Source organism: Pseudomonas sp. B21-032, assembly GCF_024748965.1.
Classification (GTDB): domain Bacteria; phylum Pseudomonadota; class Gammaproteobacteria; order Pseudomonadales; family Pseudomonadaceae; genus Aquipseudomonas.
The window spans coordinates 2,109,817-2,133,185 of sequence record NZ_CP087180.1 but is presented as its reverse complement, the minus strand read 5'-3'; the positions used below and the strand labels follow the sequence as shown (position 1 = coordinate 2,133,185).

The following is a 23,369-nucleotide window of genomic DNA, read 5'->3' as shown; positions in this document are numbered from 1 at the left end:
ATTCATCGCGGGTCAAGCCCGCTCCCACAGGTTTTGTGGGAGCGGGCTTGACCCGCGATGATTTCAAGGCTGGGCGCCTTCGAACCAGGCCAGTTTCTCGCGCAGCTGTACGACTTCGCCGACAATCACCAGGGTCGGTGCATGCACTTCATGCTCGGCCACAAGCTTGGGCAAGTCGGCCAGGGTGCCGGTGAACACCCGCTGGTTCGGCGTGGTGCCCTGCTGCACCAGGGCCGCCGGGGTATCGGCCGCACGCCCGTGACGAATCAACTCGGCACAGATGGTCGGCAGGCCCACCAGGCCCATGTAGAACACCAAGGTCTGCGCCGGTGCCACCAGGTCGTGCCAGGGCAGGTCGCTGGTACCGTCCTTGAGGTGACCGGTGACGAAACGCACCGACTGCGCATAATCGCGGTGGGTCAGCGGGATGCCGGCATAGGCCGAGCAGCCGCTGGCCGCGGTAATCCCCGGCACCACCTGAAACGGAATGCCCTGGGCCGCCAGCTCCTCGATCTCTTCGCCGCCACGGCCGAAGATGAACGGATCGCCGCCCTTCAGACGCAGCACCCGCTTGCCCTGACGCGCCAGGTCGACCAGTTGCTGGTTGATCTGCGCTTGCGGCACGGCGTGGTCGGCGCGGCGCTTGCCGACGTAGATGCGCTCGGCATCACGGCGGCACAGCTCGATGATCGCCGGGGCGACCAGGCGATCGTAGAGCACCACGTCGGCTTGCTGCATCAGGCGTAAGGCGCGGAAGGTCAGCAGGTCCGGGTCACCGGGACCGGCGCCGACCAGATACACCTCGCCCGGCGCCTGGTAAGTGGCACCGTCGATCTTGGCTTGCAGCAGGCGCTCGGCTTCAGCGCCCTGCCCGGCCAGTTGCCGCTCGGCGATCGGCCCCTGGAAGACATCTTCCCAGAAACCGCGACGCTGATTGACGTCCGGGTACAGCGCCTTGACCTTGTGCCGAAAGCGCGCGCCAAGGCCGGCCAGCTCGCCATAGGCGGCGGGAATCCAGGTTTCCAGCTTGGCCCGGATCAGCCGCGCCAGCACCGGCGCGTCGCCGCCGCTGGACACCGCCACTACCAATGGCGAGCGGTCGACAATGGCCGGGAAGATCACCGAACACAGCGCCGGCGCATCGACCACATTGACCGGCACGCAGCGCTGCTGGGCATCGGCCGAGACCTGGGCGTTGAGCGCCTGGTCGTCGGTGGCGGCAATGATCAGCTGGCAACCGTCGAGGTCGCCAGGCTGGTAACCACGGCTGAGGATTTCACCACCGCTGTGCCGGGCAAGCTCGGCCAGTTGCGCTTCGATCTCGGGCGCCACGACCCGCAGCACAGCCCCGGCGTCGGCCAGCAGACGCGATTTGCGCAGGGCAATCTCGCCTGCGCCGACGATCAGCACACGGCTGCCGCGCAGTTTGTGGAACAGCGGCAGGAATTCCATTTAACCGATGACCTCCAGGCCACCCATGTACGGCTTGAGCACTTCTGGCACGCGGATCGAACCGTCGGCCTGCTGGTAGTTCTCGAGCACCGCCACCAGGGTCCGGCCAACTGCCAGGCCCGAACCGTTGAGGGTGTGCACCAGTTCCGGCTTGCCGGTTTCCGGGTTGCGCCAGCGCGCCTGCATGCGCCGGGCCTGGAAATCGCCACAGTTGGAGCACGAGGAGATTTCGCGGTACTTGTCCTGGCTTGGCACCCAGACTTCCAGGTCGTAGGTTTTCACCGCGCTGAAGCCCATGTCGCCAGTGCACAGCGCCAGAACCCGGTATGGCAGCTCCAGGGCCTGCAGGACGCGTTCGGCGTTGGCGGTCAGGCCTTCGAGGGCTTCCATGGATTTGCCCGGCTCGACGATCTGTACCATTTCGACCTTGTCGAACTGGTGCTGGCGGATCATGCCGCGGGTGTCGCGGCCCGAAGCACCGGCTTCGCTACGGAAGCACGGGGTATGGGCGACGAACTTGATCGGCAGTTGCTTGGCGTCGAGGATCTCGCCGGCCACGATGTTGGTCAGCGACACTTCGGCAGTCGGGATCAGGTAGAAGTCGGCTTCGCCGTCGCGGCTGATCTTGAACAGGTCTTCCTCGAACTTGGGCAACTGGCCGGTGCCTTGCAGCGCCGGGGCCTGGACCAGGTACGGGGTGTAGGCTTCTTCGTAGCCGTGCTCGCTGGTGTGCAGGTTGATCATGAACTGCGCCAGGGCGCGGTGCAGGCGCGCGATCGGGCCGCGCAGCAGGGCAAAACGGGCACCCGACAGCTTGGCCGCGGTTTCAAAGTCCAGGCCGCCGGTCAGCTCGCCGAGCGCCACGTGGTCCTTGATCTCGAAGTCGAAGGCGCGCGGGGTGCCCCAACGACGCACTTCGACGTTGTGGTCTTCATCGGCGCCGACCGGCACGCTGTCATCCGGCAGGTTGGGAATACCCAGCAGGATGCCATCCAGTTCGGCCTGGATGCCGTCCAGCTCGACCTTGCCGCTGGCAAGTTCACCCGCCATGCGCTCGACGTCCGCCATCAGCGGGGCGATGTCTTCGCCCTTGGCCTTGGCCTGGCCGATGGATTTGGAACGGGCGTTACGCTCGGCTTGCAGTTGTTCGGTACGGGTCTGCACCACCTTGCGGCGTTCTTCCAGGGCCTCGATGCGCGCGACATCCAGGCTGAAGCCACGGGAGGCCAGGCGGTCCGCCACTTCCTGAAGTTGGCCGCGTAACAGTTTGGAATCGAGCATATCGTTCTCTCGTTGGTTCAGAATTTGGTCAAAGACAGGCCGGCCCAGGTAGCGAGCAGCCCGCCCAATACGCTGGCTCCGGCATACCCGAAGGCCAGCGGCGCCTGCCCGCTTTCGAGCAGGCGCACGGTGTCCAGTGAAAAGGATGAAAAGGTTGTCAGACCGCCGAGAAAGCCGACGATCAGGCCCGCGCGCAGCTCGACCGGCACCAGCGGGCGATGCAAAAACAGCCCGTAGAGCAAGCCGATCAGCAGGCAGCCGAGCAGATTGACCGCCAGCGTACCGAGATAGAAGTGGCGTGGCCAGTGTGCGTTGACCCAATTGGCCGTGGCAAAGCGCAGCAAGGTACCGGCGATGCCGCCGGCGCTGACCGCGGCGATCAGCGCAATCATGGTTTTCTCCGCTGCCGCGGGCTGTTGCGGTCGAGTTCGGCCAGGTGCCTGAGCTTCTCGCCGATCTTCAGTTCCAGGCCGCGCGGCACCGGTTGGTAATAGTGGCGCGGCGCGAGGTTGTCGGGGAAGTAGTCCTCACCGGCAGCGTAGGCATCCGGCTCGTCGTGGGCGTAGCGGTATTCATCGCCATAGCCCAGTTGCTTCATCAGTTTTGTGGGCGCGTTGCGCAGGTGCAGCGGCACTTCCAGCGAGCCGTGCTCGCCGGCTTCGCGCAGGGCGGTCTTGAAGCCCATGTACACCGCGTTGCTCTTCGGTGCGCAGGCAAGGTAGGTAATGGCCTGGGCCACCGCCAGCTCGCCTTCGGGGCTGCCCAGGCGCTCCTGCACGTCCCAGGCCGCCAGGCACAGGCTCAGGGCGCGGGGGTCGGCGTTGCCGATGTCTTCGCTGGCCATGCGCACCACGCGGCGGGCGATGTACAGCGGGTCGCAGCCGCCATCGAGCATGCGCGCGAACCAGTACAGGGCGCCGTCGGGGTTGGAGCCGCGCACTGATTTGTGCAGCGCCGAGATCTGGTCATAGAAGGCTTCGCCGCCCTTGTCGAAACGCCGGCGGCTGTCGCCGAGCAGGCTCTGCAGCAGCTCGACGCCGATTTCGCCGCCGTCTTCGGCCAGGTCCGAGGCGTTTTCAAGAAAGTTGAGCATGCGCCGGCCATCGCCATCGGCGGCGGCCATGAGCATCTGGAAGGCTTCGTCGCCGACCCGCAACTGGCGCTTGCCCAGGCCGCGCTCTTCAGTCAGGGCGCGGTTGACCAGCTTGCGCAGCGCCGCTTCATCGAGGCTTTTGAGCACATACACCCGCGCCCGCGACAGCAGCGCGTTGTTGAGCTCGAACGAGGGGTTCTCGGTGGTGGCGCCGATGAAGATCAGCGTGCCGTCTTCCACATAGGGCAGAAAGGCATCTTGCTGGGACTTGTTGAAGCGGTGCACTTCATCGACGAACAGAATCGTCCGGCGCCCGTACTGCCCCGCCTGCTGCTTGGCGATGTCCACCGCGTGGCGGATTTCCTTGACCCCGGCCAACACCGCCGAAACGGTCTCGAAGTGGGCGTCGCAGAACTGCGCCAGCAGCCGCGCCAGGGTAGTCTTGCCGACCCCGGGCGGGCCCCAGAAGATCATCGAGTGCAGCGCGCCCGCTTCCAGTGCCTCGCGCAGCGGCTTGCCGCGGGCCAGCAGGTGCTCCTGGCCAACGTACTCGTCCAGGTTGGCCGGGCGCAGGCGCGCGGCCAGGGGCTGGGCTACGGGGTCGCTACGAAACAGGTCCATGAACGGCGGCTTGACCTCTTACTCTTTGATCACATCAGCGCCCTTGGGCACGTCGAACTTGAACTTGCTGGCCGGGATCTGCTCGTTGGCCTTCACCCCGGTGAACAGGATGTTGGTGCGCTGGCCGACGCTGTCGATCAGTTGCATGTCATTGACCAGGCCACGACGGAACGACAGGCGCAGCGAGTCGAACAGGGTGTCCTTGGTTTTCGGCTTGAGTACGAAATCCATGACCTCGCCCTGCTCCTTGGAGGTGATGTCGAAGCTCTGGCTGATCTTCGAGACGTCACCGGATAGCAGCAGTGCCGGGGTTTCGGTCAAACGCTGGTCAAGTTTCTTGATGGTAGCCTGTTCCAGGTCAGGGTCCCACAATGTGACGTTCTTGCCGTCCGAGACTACCACCTGCTCCTGTGGCGCGTCGGTGTGCCAGTAGAACAGGCCCGGGCGCTGCACGGCCATCTGCCCGGTGGTTTCCTGCAGCTGGGTGCCGGTGCCATCGAGGGTCAGCTGGGAGAAATTGGCGCTAATGGTTTTGGACTTGTCCAGCAACTGGGTCAGGCGCGCCGCATCGGCCTCGGCGGCAATTGCCGAAGCGCTGGACAGGGCCATAGCGGAAACCAACAGCATGCGAATCAGGCGCATGGAAATCCTCGTTGCAGTATGAAGGGGCCGACGGCCGTCACTGGCCGCCAGCAGGTTGGATCATCAGTCGCGGGACGGCCCGGGGGCAATCACTTCGCGCGAACCGTTGGTGTTCATGGCGGTGACCACACCGGCCATCTCCATCGCCTCGATCATCCGCGCGGCGCGGTTGTAGCCGATCTTCAGCTTGCGCTGTACGGCGGAGATGGAGGCCCGGCGGCTTTCCAGCACGAACTGCACGGCTTCATCGTACAGCGCGTCGGTTTCGGCATCGTCGCCGTCACCACCGCCACTGCCGCCGTCGAAGCCGCTGCCGGCCTCTTCGACGCCGCTGAGGATGTCGTCGTTGTAGTCCGGGGCGCCTCGCAGCTTCCAGGCCTCGACCACGCGATGCACCTCGTCATCGGAGACGAAGGCGCCATGCACACGAATCGGCAGGCTGGTGCCCGGCGGCATGTAGAGCATGTCACCGTGGCCCAGCAACTGCTCGGCGCCGCCCTGGTCGATGATGGTCCGCGAGTCGATCTTGCTCGATACCTGGAAGGCCATCCGCGTCGGGATGTTGGCCTTGATCAGGCCAGTAATCACGTCCACCGATGGCCGCTGGGTGGCGAGAATCAGGTGGATACCGGCGGCACGGGCCTTCTGGGCGATACGTGCGATCAGCTCTTCAACCTTCTTGCCGACGATCATCATCATGTCGGCAAACTCGTCGACCACTACAACGATGGTCGGCAGGGTTTTCAGCAGCGGCGGCACGTCGTCCATGCTTTCGCGCTTGAACATCGGGTCGTAGATCGGCTCGCCGGCCTCTTCGGCATCCTTGACCTTGCGGTTGAAGCCGGCCAGGTTACGCACGCCCATGGCCGCCATCAGCTTGTAGCGCCGTTCCATCTCGGCGACGCTCCAGCGCAGGGCGTTGGCGGCGTCCTTCATGTCGGTGACCACCGGGCAGAGCAGGTGCGGAATGCCTTCGTAGATCGACAGCTCGAGCATTTTCGGGTCGATCATGATCAGTTTGGCGTCTTCCGGGCCCGACTTGAACAGGATCGACAGGATCATGGCGTTGACGCCCACCGACTTACCGGAACCGGTGGTACCGGCCACCAGCAGGTGCGGCATCTTCGCAAGGTCGGTGATCACCGGCTTGCCGCCGATGTCGTGGCCCAGGGCCATGGTCACCGGCGACTTGGCTTCGTCGTATTGCGGCGACGACAGCACTTCGGAGAAGCGTACGATCTGCCGGTCTTCGTTGGGAATCTCGATACCGACGGTGGTCTTGCCAGGGATCACTTCAACCACGCGCACGCTGGTCACGGCCAGGGAACGGGCCAGGTCCTTGGCCAGGTTGGCGATGCGGCTGACCTTGACGCCAGCGGCCGGCTGGATTTCGTACCGGGTAATCACCGGGCCTGGGTGGATCGAGTCTACCGAGACTTCGACGCCGAATTCCTTGAGTTTGATTTCCAGCAGGTGGCCAACCCCGGCCAGGGACTCTGGCGAGTAGTTGACCTGCTTCTTCTCGGCAGGATCGAGGATCGAGATCGGCGGCAAGGTGCCTTCGATGGCGCTGTCGACGAACAGCGGCGCCTGTTTTTCTTTCTGCACGCGCTTGCTCGGCTCCGGCGCCTTGGCCGGGGCCGGCATGATCACCGGCGCCGGTTGCTGCACGCGCTCGGCAACATGCTTGCTCAGGGCCTGGTCGCGCTCGATGATGCGCTCCTTGGCCTTGGCCTGCTCGCGGCGGTCAGGGGCTACCGGGGCGACCACATCGTGGACCTGGTCGTCGACCTCACGCAGCTGCGCCACCAGGCGCTTGCGCTCGTTGCGCGCTTCCCACCAGCGGTTGGCGGCGCCCTGGAACAGCTCGAACAGGTCGAGGGTGATCTTGCCGGTGATGTCCATGACCTTGAACCACGACAGGTCGGTGAACACGGTCAGGCCGAACAGGAACAAGGCGATGAACATCAGCGTGCTGCCCTGCACGTTCAGGGCGTTCTTGGCCAGGTCGCCAAGGCTTTCGCCCAGCGCGCCACCGGCCGATGCCGGCAGGCTGGCGGCGGAATGGAAATGGATATGCGCCAGCGCCGCACCCGAAAGCACCAGGAACACCAGGCCGATCAAGCGCCAGGAGAACAGCCAGCCGCTCCACTGCCATGGCTGGTGGCGTTCGCGGAAGATCTGCCAGGTCTTGATCGCCAGCAGCAAGGGGAAGATGTAGGCGAAATAGCCCAGGACCATGAACAGGATGTCGGCGAAGTAGGCACCGGCACGGCCGGCGGCGTTCTGCACCTGCTCGACGTTGCTGGTGTGGCTGAAGCCCGGGTCGGCCTGGTCGTAGGTCAGCAAGGCCATCCACAGGTACAGGCACAGCGCGCCCACGGCGATCAGCGCACCTTCCTTGAGCCGATAGTGCAGCTGCTGGCGCCAGAGCGGCACGGGCAAGGGACTGGGTGTTGCGGTGGATTTCTTCAAAACGCGTCTATTCCTGCGCTCATTGCGCGTCCAACAGTGATTGACCCAACAGAACAGTCAACAAACCACTACTTTTAACATTACTGCCCGCCTACCGCCATGGCGGCACGCCAGAACACGCGTAAACGGGGGCCAATTTCCTATACAGCAATTTGAGCACGCATTTTCTTTTGTGACAAAGGCTTATGCGGTGTTTTTGTGCAAGTGTGACAACAAACGCCCAAGCAAGTTGCCAGACGGCACCACCGCTGCAGGAGCAGGCTTGTCCCGGGAGGCTTTTTCAGGCCATGCTGGGCGCCCTCCCCTCCTCCATCATTGGACCACGATGCTGACCTGGCTGAGCCGCGACACCCTGACCTTCCCGCCGCTGGACAAAGCCCTGCGCGACCCTAACGGCCTGCTCGCCGCCGGCGGCGACCTCAGCGCCGAGCGCCTGGTGCAGGCCTATCGCCATGGTTGCTTCCCCTGGTACCAGGACGGCCAGCCGATCCTCTGGTGGTCGCCCGACCCGCGCACCGTGCTGTTCCCCGACGAGCTGCACGTGTCGCGCTCGCTGCGCAAGCTCATCCGTCAGGGCCACTACCAGGTCAGCTTCGACCAGGACTTTGCCGCGGTAATCGACGCCTGCGCCGCACCGCGCGCCTACGCCGACGGCACCTGGATCACCGACAGCATGCAGGCGGCCTACCTGCAGTTGCACCGGCAGGGCTTTGCCCATTCGGTCGAGGTACGCCGCAAGGGCGAGCTGGTGGGCGGCCTGTACGGCCTGGCCATGGGCCGGCTGTTTTTCGGCGAATCGATGTTCAGCCGCGCCGACAACGCCTCCAAAGTCGGCTTCGTGGCGCTGGTCGAGCACCTGCAACAGGCAGGATTCATCCTGATTGACTGTCAGATGCCTACCGACCACCTGCACAGCCTCGGCGCCCGCGCCATCGCCCGGGCCACGTTTGCCGACTACCTGCAGCGCTATCTCGACCAGCCCAACAGCGCCAGCTGGGTTTGCTAGGCGAGTTTTTCCAGCTGGCTTACACTTAAAACAAAAGCACCTCCCGAGGGGTTGATCATGACAGAGCTGGCGCGGTTGAAGTTTTATGCCACTCAACCCCATTCCTGCAGCTACCTGCCAGACGAGCAAGCCACCACGCTGTTCCTCGACCCGAGCCAGCCGATGGATGTCAACGTCTACGCAGACCTGTCGGAAATGGGCTTCCGGCGCAGCGGCGACCACCTGTATCGCCCGCATTGCCAGAACTGCAACGCCTGCGTGCCGGCGCGGATCCCGGCTGCGCGCTTTTTGCCCAACCGCCAGCAAAAACGCATCCTCAAGCGCAACGCCGACATCACCGTGACGCCCGCCCGTCCGGCGTTCAAGGAGGAATACTTCGAGCTGTACCGGCGCTACATCGAGCAGCGCCACGCCGATGGCGACATGTACCCGCCAAGCCGCGACCAGTTTTCCACCTTCCTGGTCCGCGATCTGCCGTTTTCACGCTTTTACGAGTTTCGCCTGGACGGCCGCCTGCTGGCCGTGGCGGTCACCGACCTGCTGCCCAACGGCCTGTCGGCGGTATACACCTTCTACGAGCCGGACGAAGAGCGGCGCAGCCTGGGGCGCTTTGCCATCCTCTGGCAGATCACCGAAGCCCTGCGCCTGGGCCTGGACGCGGTCTACCTCGGTTACTGGATCAAGAACTGCAAAAAGATGAACTACAAGACCCAGTACCGCCCCATCGAGCTGCTGATCAATCAACGTTGGGTGACGCTGAACTGAAATCATTGGCTTGAAGGCCATTTTTCGGGCACAATGCACGCCACTTTTTTTGCCTGGCGCAGCTGTGCACCGGGCCATTAACTGGACACCGAGGGCTTTACTGCATGTCGAAAGAAGACAGCTTCGAAATGGAAGGCACTGTCGTCGACACCCTGCCCAACACCATGTTCCGTGTGGAGTTGGAAAATGGGCACGTCGTTACCGCGCACATCTCCGGAAAGATGCGCAAGAACTACATTCGTATTCTGACCGGTGACAAGGTCCGCGTCGAACTGACGCCTTACGACCTGAGCAAGGGGCGCATCACCTACCGCGCCCGCTAAGCGACACCAACAAAAACGCCCGGCTAAATGCCGGGCGTTTTCGTTGGCCTTTGAAAAGCATCGCGGGGCAAGCCCGCGATCAACCGTTACGCCATCTCAGCGGTGGTCTCGAAGTCGAACACCAGTTCGCCATCGCGGATGTCGATGTGCACCACACCGCCATGCTCGGCCAGTTCGCCAAACAGGATCTCTTCGGCCAGCGGCCGTTTGATCTTGTCCTGGATCAGCCGCGCCATTGGCCGCGCGCCCATCTGCGCATCGTAGCCACCGGCCGCCAGCCAGCCGCGCGCCGCATCGCTCACCTCGAGCAACACGCGCTTGTCTTCCAGTTGCGCCTGCAGCTCGATGAGGAACTTGTCCACCACGCTCTTGATCGTCTCATGGCTGAGGCGGCCAAACTGGATGATGGTGTCCAGGCGATTGCGGAACTCCGGCGTGAAGCTCTTCTTGATCACTTCCATGGCGTCGGATGAGTGATCTTGATGAGTGAAGCCGATCGAGGCTCGCGCAGCAGTTTCAGCACCGGCGTTGGTGGTCATGATGACGATGACGTTACGGAAGTCCGCCTTGCGCCCGTTGTTGTCGGTCAGGGTACCGTGGTCCATCACCTGCAGCAGCAGGTTGAAGACTTCCGGGTGGGCCTTCTCGATCTCATCGAGCAGCAGCACGCAGTGCGGCTGCTTGGTGATGGCTTCGGTGAGCAGGCCGCCCTGGTCGAAACCGACGTAGCCCGGAGGCGCACCGATCAGACGCGAGACGGTATGACGCTCCATGTACTCGGACATGTCGAAGCGTACCAGCTCGACACCCAGGGCCTTGGCCAACTGGCGCGCCGCTTCGGTTTTACCGACACCGGTAGGGCCGGCAAACAGGAACGAACCGACCGGCTTGTCTGGCGCCTTGAGACCGGCGCGGGACAGCTTGATGGCGGTGGCCAGCGAATCGATCGCCGCATCCTGGCCAAACACGGTCAGCTTGAGGTCGCGCTCCAGGTTACGCAGCAGCTCCTTGTCGGAACTGGTGACGTGCTTTGGCGGAATCCGCGCAATCTTGGCGACGATGTCTTCGACTTGCGGCACGTCGATACGCTTGACGCGCATCTCCACCGGCTGCAGGCGCTGGTAGGCGCCAGCCTCGTCGATCACATCGATGGCCTTGTCGGGCATGTGCCGGTCGTTGATGTAGCGTGCTGCAAGCTCGGCAGCGGCGCGCAGGGCCTCATCGCTGTACTCGATGTTGTGGTGGCTCTCGAACCGCCCCTTGAGCCCGCGCAGGATGCCCACGGTGTCTTCCACCGATGGCTCGCTGACATCAACCTTCTGGAAGCGCCGCGCCAGGGCCCGGTCTTTTTCGAAGATGCCGCGAAATTCCTGGAAGGTGGTCGAGCCAATGCAACGGATATCACCCGAAGACAGCAGCGGCTTGAGCAGGTTGGAGGCGTCCATTACCCCACCGGAGGCCGCACCGGCACCGATGATGGTGTGGATCTCGTCGATGAACAGGATCGCCTGCGGGCGTTTACGCAGCTCATTGAGCAGCGCCTTGAAGCGCTTCTCGAAGTCGCCACGGTACTTGGTCCCGGCCAGCAAGGCGCCCAGGTCCAGGGAGTAGACCACGCTTTGTGCCAGCAGGTCCGGCACCTGGCCGTCGACGATGCGCTTGGCCAGGCCTTCGGCGATGGCGGTTTTACCGACACCGGCCTCGCCAACCAGCAGCGGGTTGTTCTTGCGCCGACGGGCGAGGATCTGCGCCACGCGCTCGACTTCGAGCTCACGGCCGACCAGCGGGTCGATGCGCCCTTGGCGGGCCTGTTCGTTGAGGTTGCTGGCATAGGCATCCAGGGGATTGCCCGACGATGAAGTTTCGCCGCCGTCCTCGTCCTGCATTTCTTGTTCGCCCTCGGAGTGTTCACCATGGCCCGGCACCTTGGAGATGCCGTGGGCGATGTAGTTGACCACGTCGATACGGGCCACGCTCTGCTGTTTAAGCAGGAACACGGCCTGGCTTTCCTGTTCGCTGAAAATTGCCACCAGCACGTTGGCACCGGTGACTTCACGCTTGCCCGAGCTCTGGACATGGAAGACTGCGCGCTGCAATACACGCTGGAAGCCCAGGGTTGGCTGGGTCTCGCGGTCCTCGTCGTGCACGGGGATCAACGGCGTGGTGGAGTCAATGAACTCCTGCAGGTCGTGTTTGAGTTTGTCGAGGTTTGCGCCGCAGGCGCGCAGAACGGTCGCGGCGGCCTCATTATCCAATAGTGCCAGCAGCAGGTGCTCGACGGTCATGAACTCATGACGTTTCGAGCGTGCCTCCTTGAAGGCCAGATTGAGGGTGACTTCGAGCTCGCGGTTTAACATAGCTTCACCTCATACCCAAGTGGCCGGCGATTAACCGTCCTTCTCGATTTCACAGAGTAGCGGATGCTGGCTTTCCCTTGCGTATTGGTTGACCTGCATGGCCTTGGTCTCGGCGATGTCACGGGTAAACAATCCGCACACTGCCCGTCCTTCTGTGTGGACGGCCAGCATGACCTTGGTCGCCAGCTCGCGATTCAGGTTAAAAAACACCTCGAGCACTTCGACGACGAAATCCATCGGTGTGTAGTCATCGTTAAACAAAACCACCTTGTACATGGGTGGCGCCTGCAGGGCCGGTTTGGCCTCCTGTACCGCCAGGCCAGAACCATCGTCCTCATGCGATTGCGGGCGATCCTGATTGAATGTTAGTCGAATCTGGCTATGTGCATGCATGGAAAGAATTTCATCATTTCGACAGGTTGGTTTATGGGTTGACCGCACAGGCGACGCGGGACAGCCGTCACCTCACCTTGACTATCGGCAAAACGGTGTTACAACCAATAAGAACCCACCGTGGTCGATAAAGATCCGCGCAGTCAACCAGAATTTTCGCAGGTTCATATGCGGATGGAGTGGATGATACTCCAGTGATGGAGTCCTTTGCAGAGGGATATGAGGATGGCAAGCGGTAAAGTCAAGTGGTTCAACAACGCCAAGGGCTATGGCTTCATCAATGAAGACGGGAAAACAGAGGATCTGTTTGCACATTACTCGGCTATCCAGATGGAAGGTTATAAAACCCTGAAAGCCGGACAATCCGTCAGCTTCGAGATCACCCAGGGCCCCAAAGGCTTGCATGCGGTCAAAATCGAGAGTGCGACCGCACCAACCACTGCCTCCCCCACCCCCAGCCCGCAAACGACTGAAGCCTGAGCCGGCGATCAGACAAAAGAAAACCGGCCAGCCCGCAAGGACTGGCCGGTTTTCTTGTGCCGCTTACATGTGCTTGATCAAGGCCTCACCGAAACCGGAGCTGCTGACCAGGGTTGCGCCGTCCATCAGGCGCTCGAAATCGTAGGTCACGGTCTTGGCGGCGATGGCGCCGTTGGTACCCTTGATGATCAGGTCGGCCGCCTCGGTCCAGCCCAGGTGGCGCAGCATCATCTCGGCCGAGAGAATCACCGAACCAGGGTTGACCTGGTCCTTGCCGGCGTATTTCGGCGCAGTGCCGTGGGTAGCCTCGAACATTGCCACGGTGTCGGACAGGTTGGCACCCGGAGCGATACCGATGCCGCCGACTTCCGCCGCCAGGGCGTCGGACAGGTAGTCACCGTTGAGGTTGAGGGTGGCGATCACGTCGTATTCGGCCGGGCGCAGCAGGATCTGCTGGAGCATGGCGTCGGCGATGGCGTCCTTGACGATGACTTCACGGCCGGTTTTCGGGTTTTTGAACTTCATCCACGGGCCGCCATCGAGCAGCTCGGCGCCGAATTCGTTCTTGGCCACTTCGTAGCCCCAGTCCTTGAAGGCACCTTCGGTGAACTTCATGATGTTGCCCTTGTGCACAATGGTCAGCGACTTGCGGTCGTTGTCCACCACGTATTGCAGGGCCTTGCGCACCAGGCGCTGGGTGCCTTCTTTAGAGACCGGCTTGATGCCGATGCCGCAATCCTGGTCGAAACGGATCTTGGTGACGCCCATTTCTTCTTTGAGGAACTTGATGACCTTGGTCGCCTCGGGCGAACCGGCCTTCCATTCGATACCGGCATAGATGTCTTCGGAGTTTTCGCGAAAGATCACCATGTCGACGTCACCCGGCTTTTTCACCGGGCTGGGCACGCCCTGGAACCACACCACCGGGCGCAGGCAGACATACAGGTCCAGTTGTTGGCGCAGGGCCACGTTGAGGGAGCGGATACCGCCACCGACCGGGGTGGTCAGCGGGCCCTTGATGGAGACGACGTAGTCCTTGACCGCATCGAGGGTTTCCTGGGGCAGCCAGGTGTCCTGGTCGTATACCTGGGTGGCTTTTTCACCGGCGTAGACTTCCATCCAGGAAATCTTGCGCTTGCCCCCATAGGCTTTCTCTACAGCAGCATCAACCACTTTGATCATGACGGGGCTTACATCTACGCCAATGCCGTCGCCTTCGATGAACGGGATGATCGGATTATCAGGAACATTGAGAGAATGGTCCGCATTGACGGTGATTTTGTCGCCGACTGCCGGAACCTTGATTTTCTGGTATCCCATGCTGCACTCCGTTTTTTTTGGTGTGGTTCGTCATCTGGATCCCCTGAGCGTACCCCAGTTGAACGGCAACGGGAACCTCGTGCGCAAATGCCCTGCGATGGGGCAGCAACGCCTACATCTTTGGTCTAAAAAAGCCCCTGCGACGGGTTGATCTTGATCAATACGACCAAGGCTTTGGTATACTCGCCCGGTGACCAAAGGGTCACTGGGGGCGAACCGTCTGAAACGAGACCCGCGGCCCCGACAAGACTGGGCTGTTACCGCAGTTCAGCCGTTTGACACTCGACTGATGCAATCCACCATCACCGCCCAGAATCTTCGACCTTCTGCTCATGGATGTGTCTGAGCGAAGCGCCTACCCTGCGCACCTCGAGATTCTGCGCACGCTCAGCAAAACAGAGAGTTAACCCGAATATGCCCACCCGATCCAAGATCATCTACACCTTCACCGACGAAGCCCCCGCCCTCGCCACCTATTCACTGCTCCCCGTCATCGAAGCCTTCACCGCTTCTGCCGACATCGCCGTAGAAACCCGGGACATCTCTCTGGCCGGCCGCATCCTTTCTGCCTTCCCTGAACAGCTCGGCGCCGACAAGCAAGTGGCCGACCACCTGGCAGAACTGGGCCAACTGGCAACCACGCCAGAAGCCAACATCATCAAGCTGCCGAACATCAGCGCCTCGGTTCCGCAACTGAAGGCCGCGATCAAGGAACTGCAAGCCAAGGGCTTCAACATTCCTGATTACCCTGAAGCCGCCGCCAGCGATGCCGAGAAAGAAGCCAAGGCTCGCTACGACCGCATCAAAGGCAGTGCCGTCAACCCGGTCCTGCGTGAAGGCAACTCCGACCGCCGCGCACCGCTGTCGGTCAAGAACTACGCACGCAAGCACCCACACAAGATGGGCGCCTGGGCAGCCGATTCCAAGTCCCACGTGGCGCACATGAGCCAGGGCGACTTCTACGGCAGCGAGAAAGCCGCGCTGATCGAAGCCGATGACAGCCTGCGCATCGAACTGCTGGACAAGAATGGCAACACCACCGTTCTGAAAGAAAAAACCGCGGTCAAGGCCGGCGAAATCGTCGACTGCGCGGTCATGAGCACCAAGGCGCTGCGTAAATTCATCGCCGCCGAGATCGAAGACGCCAAAGCCAAGGGCGTCCTGCTGTCGGTGCACCTGAAAGCGACCATGATGAAGGTCTCCGACCCGATCATGTTCGGCCAGATCGTTGCCGAGTACTACCAGGACGCGCTGAACAAGCACGCTGACGTACTGGCGCAGATCGGCTTCAACCTGAACAACGGTATCGGCGACCTGTACGCCCGTATCAAGGCCCTGCCAGCCGAGCAACAGGCGCAGATCGAAGCTGACGTCAAAGCCGTCTACGACGTTCGCCCGGCCCTGGCCATGGTCAACTCCGACAAGGGCATCACCAACCTGCACGTGCCGAGCGACGTTATCGTCGACGCCTCGATGCCGGCGATGATCCGTGACTCGGGCAAGATGTGGAACACCGAAGGCCAGCTGCAAGACACCAAGGCGGTGATTCCGGACCGTTGCTACGCCACCATCTACCAGGCCGTTATCGAAGACTGCAAGCAACACGGCGCCTTCGATCCGACCACCATGGGCAGCGTGCCGAACGTTGGCCTGATGGCGCAGAAAGCCGAAGAGTACGGCTCCCACGACAAGACCTTCCAGGCCAAGGCCGACGGCGTGATCCGCGTGGTTGACGGCAAGGGCAACCTGCTGCTGTCCCAGGACGTCGAAGCCGGCGACATCTTCCGCATGTGCCAGACCAAAGACGCACCGATCCAGGACTGGGTCAAGCTGGCCGTCAACCGTGCCCGCGCCAGCAATACCCCGGCGCTGTTCTGGCTCGACCCGCAGCGTGCCCACGACGGCGTGCTGATCGAGAAGGTCCAGCAGTACCTGAAAGACCACGACACCGCAGGCCTGGACATCCGCGTCCTGTCGCCTGTCGAGGCCATGAAGGTTTCCCTGCAGCGCATCCGTGCTGGCCAGGACACCATCTCGGTCACCGGCAACGTGCTGCGCGACTACCTGACCGACCTGTTCCCGATCATGGAGCTGGGCACCAGCGCCAAGATGCTGTCGATCGTACCGCTGATGAACAACGGCGGCCTGTTCGAAACCGGCGCCGGCGGTTCGGCTCCCAAGCACGTACAGCAACTGGTTGAAGAAAACTTCCTGCGCTGGGATTCGCTGGGTGAGTTCCTGGCCCTGGCCGCCTCCCTGGAGCACCTGGGCAACGCCTACGCCAACCCGAAAGCCAAGGTACTGGCGGCGACCCTGGACCAGGCCACCGGCCAGTTCCTGGACACCAACAAGTCCCCGGCGCGCAAGGTTGGTGGTATCGACAACCGCGGCAGCCACTTCTACCTGACCCTGTACTGGGCCCAGGCCCTGGCCGCCCAGAGCGACGACGCCGCCCTGCAAGCGCGCTTTGCCCCACTGGCAAAAGCCCTGGCCGAGAACGAAGCGACCATCGTCGCCGAGCTCAACGCCGTCCAGGGCAAGCCGGCTGACATCGGTGGTTACTACTACCCGGATGCCGAGCTGACCAGCAAGGTGATGCGCCCGAGCCAGACCTTCAACAGCGCGATCTCCGCGCTGTAAGCTTGAAGGAATGAAAAAACCCCGGCCACGCACCGGGGTTTTTTAGCTTTAAGTATCAAGCTACAAGCTACAAGAAAGAGCCTTGCGCGCTCGGCTTTTACTTGTAGCTTGCAGCTTGAAACTTCCAACTTAGGGAGAGAATCGACCGTGCGCCCCCACATCACCGTCGCCACCATTATCGAAGACCAGGGCCGCTTCCTCATGGTCGAGGAATTCAAGGCCGGCAAGCACGTCTTCAACCAGCCCGCCGGCCACCTGGAGGCCAACGAGAGCCTGCTCGACGCCGCCCGCCGCGAAACCCTCGAAGAAACCGCCTGGGAGGTCGAGCTGACCGGCGTGGTCGGCATCTACCTGTACACCGCCCCCAGCAACGGCGTGACCTACCAGCGCATCTGCTTTGCCGCCCGGGCGCTCAAGCACCACCCCGAGCGGGCCCTGGACAGCGACATCGTGCGCGCCGTGTGGCTGAGCCGCGAGGAGCTGCTGGCCGACCCCGAGCGCTGGCGCAGCGAACTGGTGCCCCGTTGCATCGACGATTACCTGGCCGGCCCGCTGCACAGCCTGGCGTTGATTCGCGACTGACAGCAACGATGCCTTGAAGGCCGCAGCCTGATAGAATCGTTGTCTTTTTCCAGATACACAGCCGGTACCTATGACCAGTCCAGCACTTTACGAACCCGAAAAGACACGCGTTATCGTCGGCATGTCCGGCGGCGTGGACTCTTCCGTCTCCGCCCTCCTGCTGATGGAGCAGGGCTACCAGGTGGAAGGCCTGTTCATGAAGAACTGGGAAGAGGACGACGGCACCGAATACTGCACCGCCCGCGAAGACCTGGCCGATGCCCAGGCCGTGTGCGACCGCATCGGCATCAAGCTGCATACCGCCAACTTCGCCGCCGAATACTGGGATAACGTCTTCGAGCACTTCCTGGCCGAATACAAGGCCGGACGCACGCCAAACCCGGACATCCTCTGCAACCGCGAAATCAAGTTCAAGGCCTTCCTCGACTACGCGCTGATGCTCGGTGCCGACCTGATCGCCACCGGTCACTACGTGCGCCGCCGCGACACCGATGGCCGTACCGAACTGCTCAAGGGCCTGGACCCGAACAAGGACCAGAGCTACTTCCTGCACGCCGTCGGCGGCAAGGAAATCGCCCGCACGCTGTTCCCGGTCGGCGAGCTGGAAAAACCCGAAGTGCGTGCCATCGCCGAGAAACACGGCCTGGCCACGGCCAAGAAGAAAGACTCCACCGGCATCTGCTTTATCGGCGAGCGGCGCTTCAGCGACTTCCTCAAGCAGTACCTGCCCGCGCAGCCGGGCGAGATCCAGACCACCGACGGCGAAGTCATCGGTCGTCACCATGGCCTGATGTACCACACCATTGGCCAGCGCCAGGGCCTGGGCATCGGCGGCCTGAAAGACGCCGGCGACGAGCCGTGGTACGTGCTGGAAAAAGACCTGACCCGCAACGTGCTGGTGGTCGGCCAGGGCAACGAACACCCCTGGCTGTTCTCCCGCGCCCTGCTCGCTTCAGAAATTTTCTGGGTCAACCCGATTGACCTTTCCAGCCCACGGCGCCTGACCGCCAAGGTGCGCTACCGCCAGAGCGACCAGCACTGCACCCTGGAGCAAACCCCGGGCGGCTACCGCGCGGTGTTCGACGAGCCGCAGCGGGCCGTGACCCCAGGCCAGTCGGTGGTGTTCTATGACGGCGAAATCTGCCTCGGCGGCGGCGTGATCGAAACCGCCGAGCCGTGGAGCGCTCGCGCATGAATGCCATGCAAGAGCAGTTGATCGCCCTGGGCGGCGTGTTCCAGGCTGCGGTGCTGGTCGACCGTATCGCCCGCACCGGCCAGGCCAGCGAGGCCAACCTTGGCTGCATGCTCGGCAGCCTGCTGGTACGCGACCCCAAGGACACCCTGGAGGTGTTCGGCGGTGACGACCTGAACCTGCGCGACGGCTACCGCGCCCTGGCCAGCGCCCTGGAGCGCGACCCCGGCAGCCTGCAGCGCGAGCCGCTGCGCTATGCCCTGTCGATGCTGGGCCTTGAGCGCCAGCTGGCCAAGCGCGGCGACATGCTTGACGTGATTGGCAACCGCCTGCCGCAAATCCAGTCCCAGGCCGAGCATTTCGGCCTGGTGCATGAAAATGTCATCGCTTCCAGCGGCGCCCTGTACCAGGACACCCTGAGCACCCTGCGCCAGCGCATCCAGGTGCACGGCGACATGCGCCACCTGCAGCAGCCCAGCAACGCCTCGAAGATTCGCGCCCTGCTGCTTGCCGGCATCCGCGCCGCGCGCCTGTGGCGGCAGCTCGGCGGGCATCGCTGGCAGCTGGTGATCAGCCGGCGCAAACTGCTCAAAGAGCTGTATCCGATGTTGCGTGGCTGATAAAGCCATCGCGGGTCAAGCCCGCTCCCACAGAGGCTTCCTTCAACCTGTGGGAGCGGGCTTGACCCGCAAAAAAGCCAAAGAATTACCGGCAGACCATTTGTCAGCCACCCGACCCGGGCGCGTTTTTCATGTATGATATGCGCCCTTTTCAAAGCCTGACTGTCCGAGAACACCCCATGCAGCTTTCCTCGCTCACTGCGGTTTCCCCTGTTGACGGCCGCTACGCCGGCAAAACCCAGGCCCTGCGCCCTATTTTCAGCGAATACGGCCTGATCCGTTTCCGCGCCCTGGTCGAGGTTCGCTGGCTCCAGCGCCTGGCCGCCCACCCGCAAATCGCCGAGGTTCCGGCTTTTTCCGCCGAAGCCAACGCCCTGCTCAACGGCCTGGCCGATGAGTTCGCCCTCGAGCACGCCGAGCGCGTCAAAGAGATCGAGCGCACCACCAACCACGACGTCAAGGCCATCGAGTACCTGCTCAAGGAGCAGGCTGCCAAGCTGCCGGAGCTGGCCAAGGTCAGTGAATTCATCCACTTCGCCTGCACCAGCGAGGACATCAACAACCTGTCCCACGCCCTGATGCTGCGCGAAGGCCGCGACAGCGTGCTGCTGCCGCTGATGCGCCAGATCGCCCAGGCCATCCGCGAGCTGGCCCACCGCTTCGCCGACGTGCCGATGCTGTCGCGCACCCACGGCCAACCGGCTTCGCCGACCACCCTGGGTAAAGAGCTGGCCAACGTCGTCTACCGTCTGGAGCGCCAGATCGCTCAGGTTGCCGCCGTGCCGCTGCTGGGCAAGATCAACGGCGCCGTGGGCAACTACAACGCCCACCTGTCGGCCTACCCGCAAATCGACTGGGAAGCCAACGCCCGCGCTTTCATCGAAGACGAGCTGGGCCTGGTGTTCAACCCCTACACCACGCAGATCGAGCCGCACGACTACATCGCCGAGCTGTTCGACGCGATCGCCCGCTTCAACACCATCCTGATCGACTTCGACCGCGACGTCTGGGGCTACATCTCCCTGGGCTACTTCAAGCAGCGCACCATCGCTGGCGAAATCGGCTCCTCGACCATGCCGCACAAGGTCAACCCGATCGACTTCGAAAACTCCGAAGGCAACCTGGGTATCGCCAACGCCCTGTTCCAGCACCTGGCCAGCAAGCTGCCGGTGTCGCGCTGGCAGCGTGACCTGACCGACTCCACCGTGCTGCGCAACCTGGGCGTCGGTTTCGCCCACAGCGTGATCGCCTACGAGGCCAGCCTCAAAGGCATCAGCAAGCTGGAAATCAACCAAGCGCGTATCGCCGAAGACCTCGACGCCTGCTGGGAAGTGCTCGCCGAGCCGATCCAGACCGTCATGCGCCGCTACAACATCGAGAACCCCTACGAGAAGCTCAAGGAGCTGACCCGTGGCAAAGGCATCAGCCCCGAAGCGCTGCTGACCTTCATCGATGGCCTGGACATGCCTGCAGAGGCTCGCAGCGAGCTGAAGAAGCTGACGCCAGCCTCCTACATCGGTAATGCCGCGGCTCAAGCCAAACGCGTCTGATCTGCGCCCTGCGCGTAAACGCCCGGCTCAGCCGGGCGTTTTTATTACCGAAAGAAAATTACTTTTTTTCAATAGGTTACACATGAATCCTGATACTCCTCTGCAGCTTCTGGGCGGCCTCACTGCCCGCGAATTCATGCGCGACTACTGGCAGAAGAAACCCCTGCTGGTGCGCCAGGCCTTCCCGGACTTCGAAAGCCCGATCGATGCCGACGAACTGGCCGGCCTGGCCCTGGAAGAAGAAGTCGAATCGCGCCTGGTCATCGAACATGGCGAGCGCCCTTGGGAGCTGCGCCGCGGCCCGTTCGAAGAAGACGCCTTCAGCACCCTGCCCGAGCGCGACTGGACCCTGCTGGTGCAAGCGGTCGATCAGTTCGTGCCGGAAGTCGGCGAGCTGCTCGAGCACTTTCGCTTCCTGCCAAGCTGGCGCATCGACGATGTGATGATCAGCTACGCCGCGCCCGGCGGCAGCGTCGGCCCGCACTTCGACAACTACGACGTGTTCCTGCTGCAAGGCCAGGGCAAGCGCAACTGGAAGATCGGCCAGATGTGCGACAGCGACAGCCCGCTGCTGGAGCACGCCGACCTGCGCATCCTGGCTGAATTCGAGCAGAGCGAGGAGTGGACCCTGGAGCCCGGCGACATGCTCTACCTGCCGCCGCGCCTGGCCCACTACGGCATTGCCGAAGATGACTGCCTGACCTACTCGGTGGGCTTCCGCGCCCCGGGCGCCGCTGAAGTGCTGACCCACTTCACCGACTTCCTCAGCCAGTTCCTGCCTGACGAAGAGCGCTACACCGACGCCGATGCCGAGCCGGTCAGCGACCCGCACCAGATCCAGCACGATGCCCTCGACCGCCTGAAGAAGCTGCTCACCGAACACATGGGTGACGAGCGCCTGCTGCTGACCTGGTTCGGCCAGTTCATGACCGAGCCGCGTTATCCGGAGCTGGTCAGCGGCGAGCCGCTGGACGAAGCCGACCTGATCGAGAGCCTGGCCGAAGGCGCGATCCTGATCCGCAACCCGAGCGCGCGCCTGGCCTGGTCGGAAGTCGATGACAACCTGCTGCTGTTCGCCAGCGGCCAGAGCCGCCTGCTGCCGGGCGAGCTGCGCGAGCTGCTGAAGCTGATCTGCGCCGCCGACGCGTTGCACATTGAAAACCTTGAGCAGTGGCTTGAAAACGATCAAGGCATTACCTTGATCTGCGAACTGGTCAAACAAGGAAGCCTGGGGTTCGCCAATGAATAAGATTCGCGTCCGTCTCGCCGACTGGCAAAAAGACAACGCTGACATCCGCCGTATTCGTGAAGCCGTGTTCATCGCCGAACAGAACGTGCCGCCGGAGCTGGAGTGGGATGCCGACGACAACACCGCCGTGCATTTCCTCGCCATGGAAGGTGACTACGCCATCGGCACCGCGCGCCTGCTGCCTGACGGCCAGATCGGCCGGGTTTCGGTGCTCAAGGACTGGCGCGGGCTGAAGGTCGGTGACGCGCTGATGCAGGCGGTCATCGTCGAAGCACAGAACCGCGACCTCAAGCAGCAGATGCTCAGCGCCCAGGTGCATGCCACACCGTTCTACGAGCGCCTTGGCTTCAAGGTGGTCAGTGAAGAGTTCCTCGAGGCGGGCATTCCGCACGTGGACATGGTTCGCGAGTCGCGCGAACTGGCCTAAAAGCATCGCGGGTCAAGCCCGCTCCCACAGTGGGAGCGGGCTTGACCCGCGATGAGGGCGGCAAAACCCCTACAAATTTGCCATCATGTCCGTTCCACCCGCGGAGATCATGGACATGCCGCTACGCCCCCTTCTCGCCTCCCTACTTCTGTCGTTCAGCCTGAGTGCGCTGGCCGCCACCGAAGTCCTGCCGCTGAGTCACCGCACCAGCGCTGAAATCCTCCCCACCGCGCAAGCCTTCATCGGCAAGGACGGCAGCGTCAGCGCCTTTGAAAACAAACTGATCGTCAACGCCGAACCCGAACGCATCGACGACCTGCGCACCCTGCTGCAGCAACTGGACACCGCGCCGCGCAGGCTCTTGATCAGTGTCGACAACAACGACAGCAACTTCCAGGACAACCGCGGCAATGCCCGGGTCATCCGCTACGGCACCGCCAACCGCGAAGGCGGCCTGCAACAGGTGCAAGCCAGCGAAGGCAGCCCGGCGCTGATCCAGGTCGGCCAGAGCATCCCGATCACCAGCACCAGTACCGATGGCTACGGCCGGGTGCAGAGCGACACCGAATACCGCAACGTCACCCAGGGCTTCTACGTCACCGCCAGCGTTACTGGCGACACCGTGCACCTGAACATCAGTACCAACAATGACCGGATGAGCCAGGAACGTCCTGATGTAGTGAAGGTGCAAAGTACCGACACAAAAGTCAGCGGCAAGCTCGGTGAGTGGATCACCTTGGCCGGGGTCAACCAGCAGAGTCAGTCCGAACGCCGTGCTTCAGCGCTCAGTTACAGCACCCAGCGCGGTGAAAACATGACATTGCGGGTAAAAGTCGACGCTTTGGACTGAACCCAGACAAATCAAGGCCTCGACCAAAGGCCTCGAAACTGACTGAGGAGT

21 protein-coding genes are annotated in these 23,369 nt (G+C 62.7%); 12 read left to right on the top strand and 9 right to left on the bottom strand.

Going from position 1 to position 23,369, the window contains the following annotated elements:
• Positions 1-63: 63 nt before the first annotated feature.
• From cysG to ftsK, 6 genes are all read right to left on the bottom strand, one after another.
• Entirely contained in the window at positions 64-1,452 is a 1,389-nt protein-coding gene (gene cysG, locus LOY54_RS09780; protein ID WP_093384891.1) for a siroheme synthase CysG, read from the bottom strand.
• The gene (serS, locus tag LOY54_RS09775) at positions 1,453-2,733 is read right to left on the bottom strand and encodes a serine--tRNA ligase (protein ID WP_045201407.1); all 1,281 of its coding nucleotides are present in this window, start codon (positions 2,731-2,733) and stop codon (positions 1,453-1,455) included. It lies immediately after the preceding gene.
• 17 nt (positions 2,734-2,750) lie between these two features.
• Entirely contained in the window at positions 2,751-3,125 is a 375-nt protein-coding gene (crcB, locus tag LOY54_RS09770; RefSeq protein WP_045201406.1) for a fluoride efflux transporter CrcB, read from the bottom strand.
• Positions 3,122-4,447: a replication-associated recombination protein A gene (locus LOY54_RS09765; RefSeq protein ID WP_045201405.1), complete on the bottom strand. Its 1,326-nt coding sequence runs from the start codon at positions 4,445-4,447 to the stop codon at positions 3,122-3,124. The genes crcB and LOY54_RS09765 overlap by 4 nt, the downstream gene beginning before the upstream one ends.
• Before the next feature lie 18 nt (positions 4,448-4,465).
• On the bottom strand, positions 4,466-5,089 hold the full coding sequence (gene lolA, locus LOY54_RS09760; RefSeq protein WP_045201404.1) for an outer membrane lipoprotein chaperone LolA: 624 nt from the start codon (positions 5,087-5,089) through the stop codon (positions 4,466-4,468).
• A 63-nt stretch (positions 5,090-5,152) separates the two neighbouring features.
• Positions 5,153-7,564, bottom strand: coding sequence for a DNA translocase FtsK (ftsK, locus tag LOY54_RS09755; RefSeq protein ID WP_045201403.1), 2,412 nt, complete (start codon positions 7,562-7,564; stop codon positions 5,153-5,155).
• Positions 7,565-7,889: 325 nt separating this feature from the next.
• Here ftsK and aat point away from each other — a divergent pair, with 325 nt between their 5' ends.
• From aat to infA, 3 genes are all read left to right on the top strand, one after another.
• A complete protein-coding gene (gene aat, locus LOY54_RS09750; RefSeq protein WP_258610250.1) occupies positions 7,890-8,570 on the top strand; it encodes a leucyl/phenylalanyl-tRNA--protein transferase in 681 nt (226 codons plus the stop codon).
• Between the two features lie 57 nt (positions 8,571-8,627).
• A complete protein-coding gene (locus LOY54_RS09745) occupies positions 8,628-9,335 on the top strand; it encodes an arginyltransferase (protein WP_045201401.1) in 708 nt (235 codons plus the stop codon).
• 104 nt (positions 9,336-9,439) lie between these two features.
• Positions 9,440-9,658 carry a translation initiation factor IF-1 gene (gene infA / locus LOY54_RS09740; RefSeq protein ID WP_002553999.1) on the top strand — a complete coding sequence of 73 codons (219 nt, stop codon included), beginning with the start codon at positions 9,440-9,442 and terminating at the stop codon, positions 9,656-9,658.
• Positions 9,659-9,744: 86 nt separating this feature from the next.
• Here the strand turns inward: infA and clpA are convergent, their stop codons facing one another.
• Positions 9,745-12,015 carry an ATP-dependent Clp protease ATP-binding subunit ClpA gene (clpA, locus tag LOY54_RS09735; protein ID WP_045201400.1) on the bottom strand — a complete coding sequence of 757 codons (2,271 nt, stop codon included), beginning with the start codon at positions 12,013-12,015 and terminating at the stop codon, positions 9,745-9,747.
• Between the two features lie 30 nt (positions 12,016-12,045).
• Positions 12,046-12,408: an ATP-dependent Clp protease adapter ClpS gene (gene clpS / locus LOY54_RS09730; protein WP_009400967.1), complete on the bottom strand. Its 363-nt coding sequence runs from the start codon at positions 12,406-12,408 to the stop codon at positions 12,046-12,048.
• 225 nt (positions 12,409-12,633) lie between these two features.
• Between clpS and cspD the strand changes: the two genes are divergently transcribed.
• Positions 12,634-12,888, top strand: a complete 255-nt coding sequence (cspD, locus tag LOY54_RS09725; RefSeq protein WP_093384904.1) for a cold shock domain-containing protein CspD — start codon at positions 12,634-12,636, stop codon at positions 12,886-12,888.
• 63 nt (positions 12,889-12,951) lie between these two features.
• Here cspD and icd read toward each other — a convergent pair whose 3' ends face one another.
• On the bottom strand, positions 12,952-14,208 hold the full coding sequence (gene icd / locus LOY54_RS09720) for an NADP-dependent isocitrate dehydrogenase (RefSeq protein ID WP_045201398.1): 1,257 nt from the start codon (positions 14,206-14,208) through the stop codon (positions 12,952-12,954).
• A gap of 414 nt (positions 14,209-14,622) precedes the next feature.
• On the opposite strand from icd, the gene LOY54_RS09715 reads away from it, so the two are divergent.
• From LOY54_RS09715 to LOY54_RS09680, 8 genes are all read left to right on the top strand, one after another.
• Entirely contained in the window at positions 14,623-16,848 is a 2,226-nt protein-coding gene (locus LOY54_RS09715) for an NADP-dependent isocitrate dehydrogenase (RefSeq protein ID WP_258610249.1), read from the top strand.
• Between the two features lie 147 nt (positions 16,849-16,995).
• Entirely contained in the window at positions 16,996-17,430 is a 435-nt protein-coding gene (locus LOY54_RS09710) for an NUDIX hydrolase (protein ID WP_082075505.1), read from the top strand.
• A 70-nt stretch (positions 17,431-17,500) separates the two neighbouring features.
• Positions 17,501-18,625 (top strand): tRNA 2-thiouridine(34) synthase MnmA, encoded by a 1,125-nt coding sequence (mnmA, locus tag LOY54_RS09705; protein WP_045201396.1) that lies wholly within the window; start codon positions 17,501-17,503, stop codon positions 18,623-18,625.
• Positions 18,622-19,242 carry a high frequency lysogenization protein HflD gene (gene hflD / locus LOY54_RS09700; RefSeq protein ID WP_045201395.1) on the top strand — a complete coding sequence of 207 codons (621 nt, stop codon included), beginning with the start codon at positions 18,622-18,624 and terminating at the stop codon, positions 19,240-19,242. Before mnmA ends, hflD begins: the two co-directional genes overlap by 4 nt.
• 179 nt (positions 19,243-19,421) lie before the next feature.
• Entirely contained in the window at positions 19,422-20,792 is a 1,371-nt protein-coding gene (purB, locus tag LOY54_RS09695) for an adenylosuccinate lyase (protein WP_010226761.1), read from the top strand.
• Positions 20,793-20,874: 82 nt separating this feature from the next.
• Positions 20,875-22,041, top strand: coding sequence for a cupin domain-containing protein (locus tag LOY54_RS09690; protein WP_123567418.1), 1,167 nt, complete (start codon positions 20,875-20,877; stop codon positions 22,039-22,041).
• Positions 22,034-22,468, top strand: a complete 435-nt coding sequence (locus tag LOY54_RS09685; RefSeq protein WP_038996039.1) for a GNAT family N-acetyltransferase — start codon at positions 22,034-22,036, stop codon at positions 22,466-22,468. The genes LOY54_RS09690 and LOY54_RS09685 overlap by 8 nt, the downstream gene beginning before the upstream one ends.
• A gap of 115 nt (positions 22,469-22,583) precedes the next feature.
• The gene (locus LOY54_RS09680; RefSeq protein ID WP_258610248.1) at positions 22,584-23,318 is read left to right on the top strand and encodes a secretin N-terminal domain-containing protein; all 735 of its coding nucleotides are present in this window, start codon (positions 22,584-22,586) and stop codon (positions 23,316-23,318) included.
• Positions 23,319-23,369: the final 51 nt, after the last annotated feature.

What these genes read in the sequence shown, in the direction of transcription:
- cysG (WP_093384891.1), bottom strand. Translation starts at nt 1,452, where the DNA reads ATGGAATTCCTGCCGCTGTTCCACAAACTGCGCGGCAGCCGTGTGCTG.
- serS (WP_045201407.1), bottom strand. Translation starts at nt 2,733, where the DNA reads ATGCTCGATTCCAAACTGTTACGCGGCCAACTTCAGGAAGTGGCGGAC.
- crcB (WP_045201406.1), bottom strand. Translation starts at nt 3,125, where the DNA reads ATGATTGCGCTGATCGCCGCGGTCAGCGCCGGCGGCATCGCCGGTACC.
- LOY54_RS09765 (WP_045201405.1), bottom strand. Translation starts at nt 4,447, where the DNA reads ATGGACCTGTTTCGTAGCGACCCCGTAGCCCAGCCCCTGGCCGCGCGC.
- lolA (WP_045201404.1), bottom strand. Translation starts at nt 5,089, where the DNA reads ATGCGCCTGATTCGCATGCTGTTGGTTTCCGCTATGGCCCTGTCCAGC.
- aat (WP_258610250.1), top strand. Translation starts at nt 7,890, where the DNA reads ATGCTGACCTGGCTGAGCCGCGACACCCTGACCTTCCCGCCGCTGGAC.
- LOY54_RS09745 (WP_045201401.1), top strand. Translation starts at nt 8,628, where the DNA reads ATGACAGAGCTGGCGCGGTTGAAGTTTTATGCCACTCAACCCCATTCC.
- infA (WP_002553999.1), top strand. Translation starts at nt 9,440, where the DNA reads ATGTCGAAAGAAGACAGCTTCGAAATGGAAGGCACTGTCGTCGACACC.
- clpA (WP_045201400.1), bottom strand. Translation starts at nt 12,015, where the DNA reads ATGTTAAACCGCGAGCTCGAAGTCACCCTCAATCTGGCCTTCAAGGAG.
- clpS (WP_009400967.1), bottom strand. Translation starts at nt 12,408, where the DNA reads ATGCATGCACATAGCCAGATTCGACTAACATTCAATCAGGATCGCCCG.
- cspD (WP_093384904.1), top strand. Translation starts at nt 12,634, where the DNA reads ATGGCAAGCGGTAAAGTCAAGTGGTTCAACAACGCCAAGGGCTATGGC.
- icd (WP_045201398.1), bottom strand. Translation starts at nt 14,208, where the DNA reads ATGGGATACCAGAAAATCAAGGTTCCGGCAGTCGGCGACAAAATCACC.
- LOY54_RS09715 (WP_258610249.1), top strand. Translation starts at nt 14,623, where the DNA reads ATGCCCACCCGATCCAAGATCATCTACACCTTCACCGACGAAGCCCCC.
- mnmA (WP_045201396.1), top strand. Translation starts at nt 17,501, where the DNA reads ATGACCAGTCCAGCACTTTACGAACCCGAAAAGACACGCGTTATCGTC.
- hflD (WP_045201395.1), top strand. Translation starts at nt 18,622, where the DNA reads ATGAATGCCATGCAAGAGCAGTTGATCGCCCTGGGCGGCGTGTTCCAG.
- purB (WP_010226761.1), top strand. Translation starts at nt 19,422, where the DNA reads ATGCAGCTTTCCTCGCTCACTGCGGTTTCCCCTGTTGACGGCCGCTAC.
- LOY54_RS09690 (WP_123567418.1), top strand. Translation starts at nt 20,875, where the DNA reads ATGAATCCTGATACTCCTCTGCAGCTTCTGGGCGGCCTCACTGCCCGC.
- LOY54_RS09685 (WP_038996039.1), top strand. Translation starts at nt 22,034, where the DNA reads ATGAATAAGATTCGCGTCCGTCTCGCCGACTGGCAAAAAGACAACGCT.
- LOY54_RS09680 (WP_258610248.1), top strand. Translation starts at nt 22,584, where the DNA reads ATGCCGCTACGCCCCCTTCTCGCCTCCCTACTTCTGTCGTTCAGCCTG.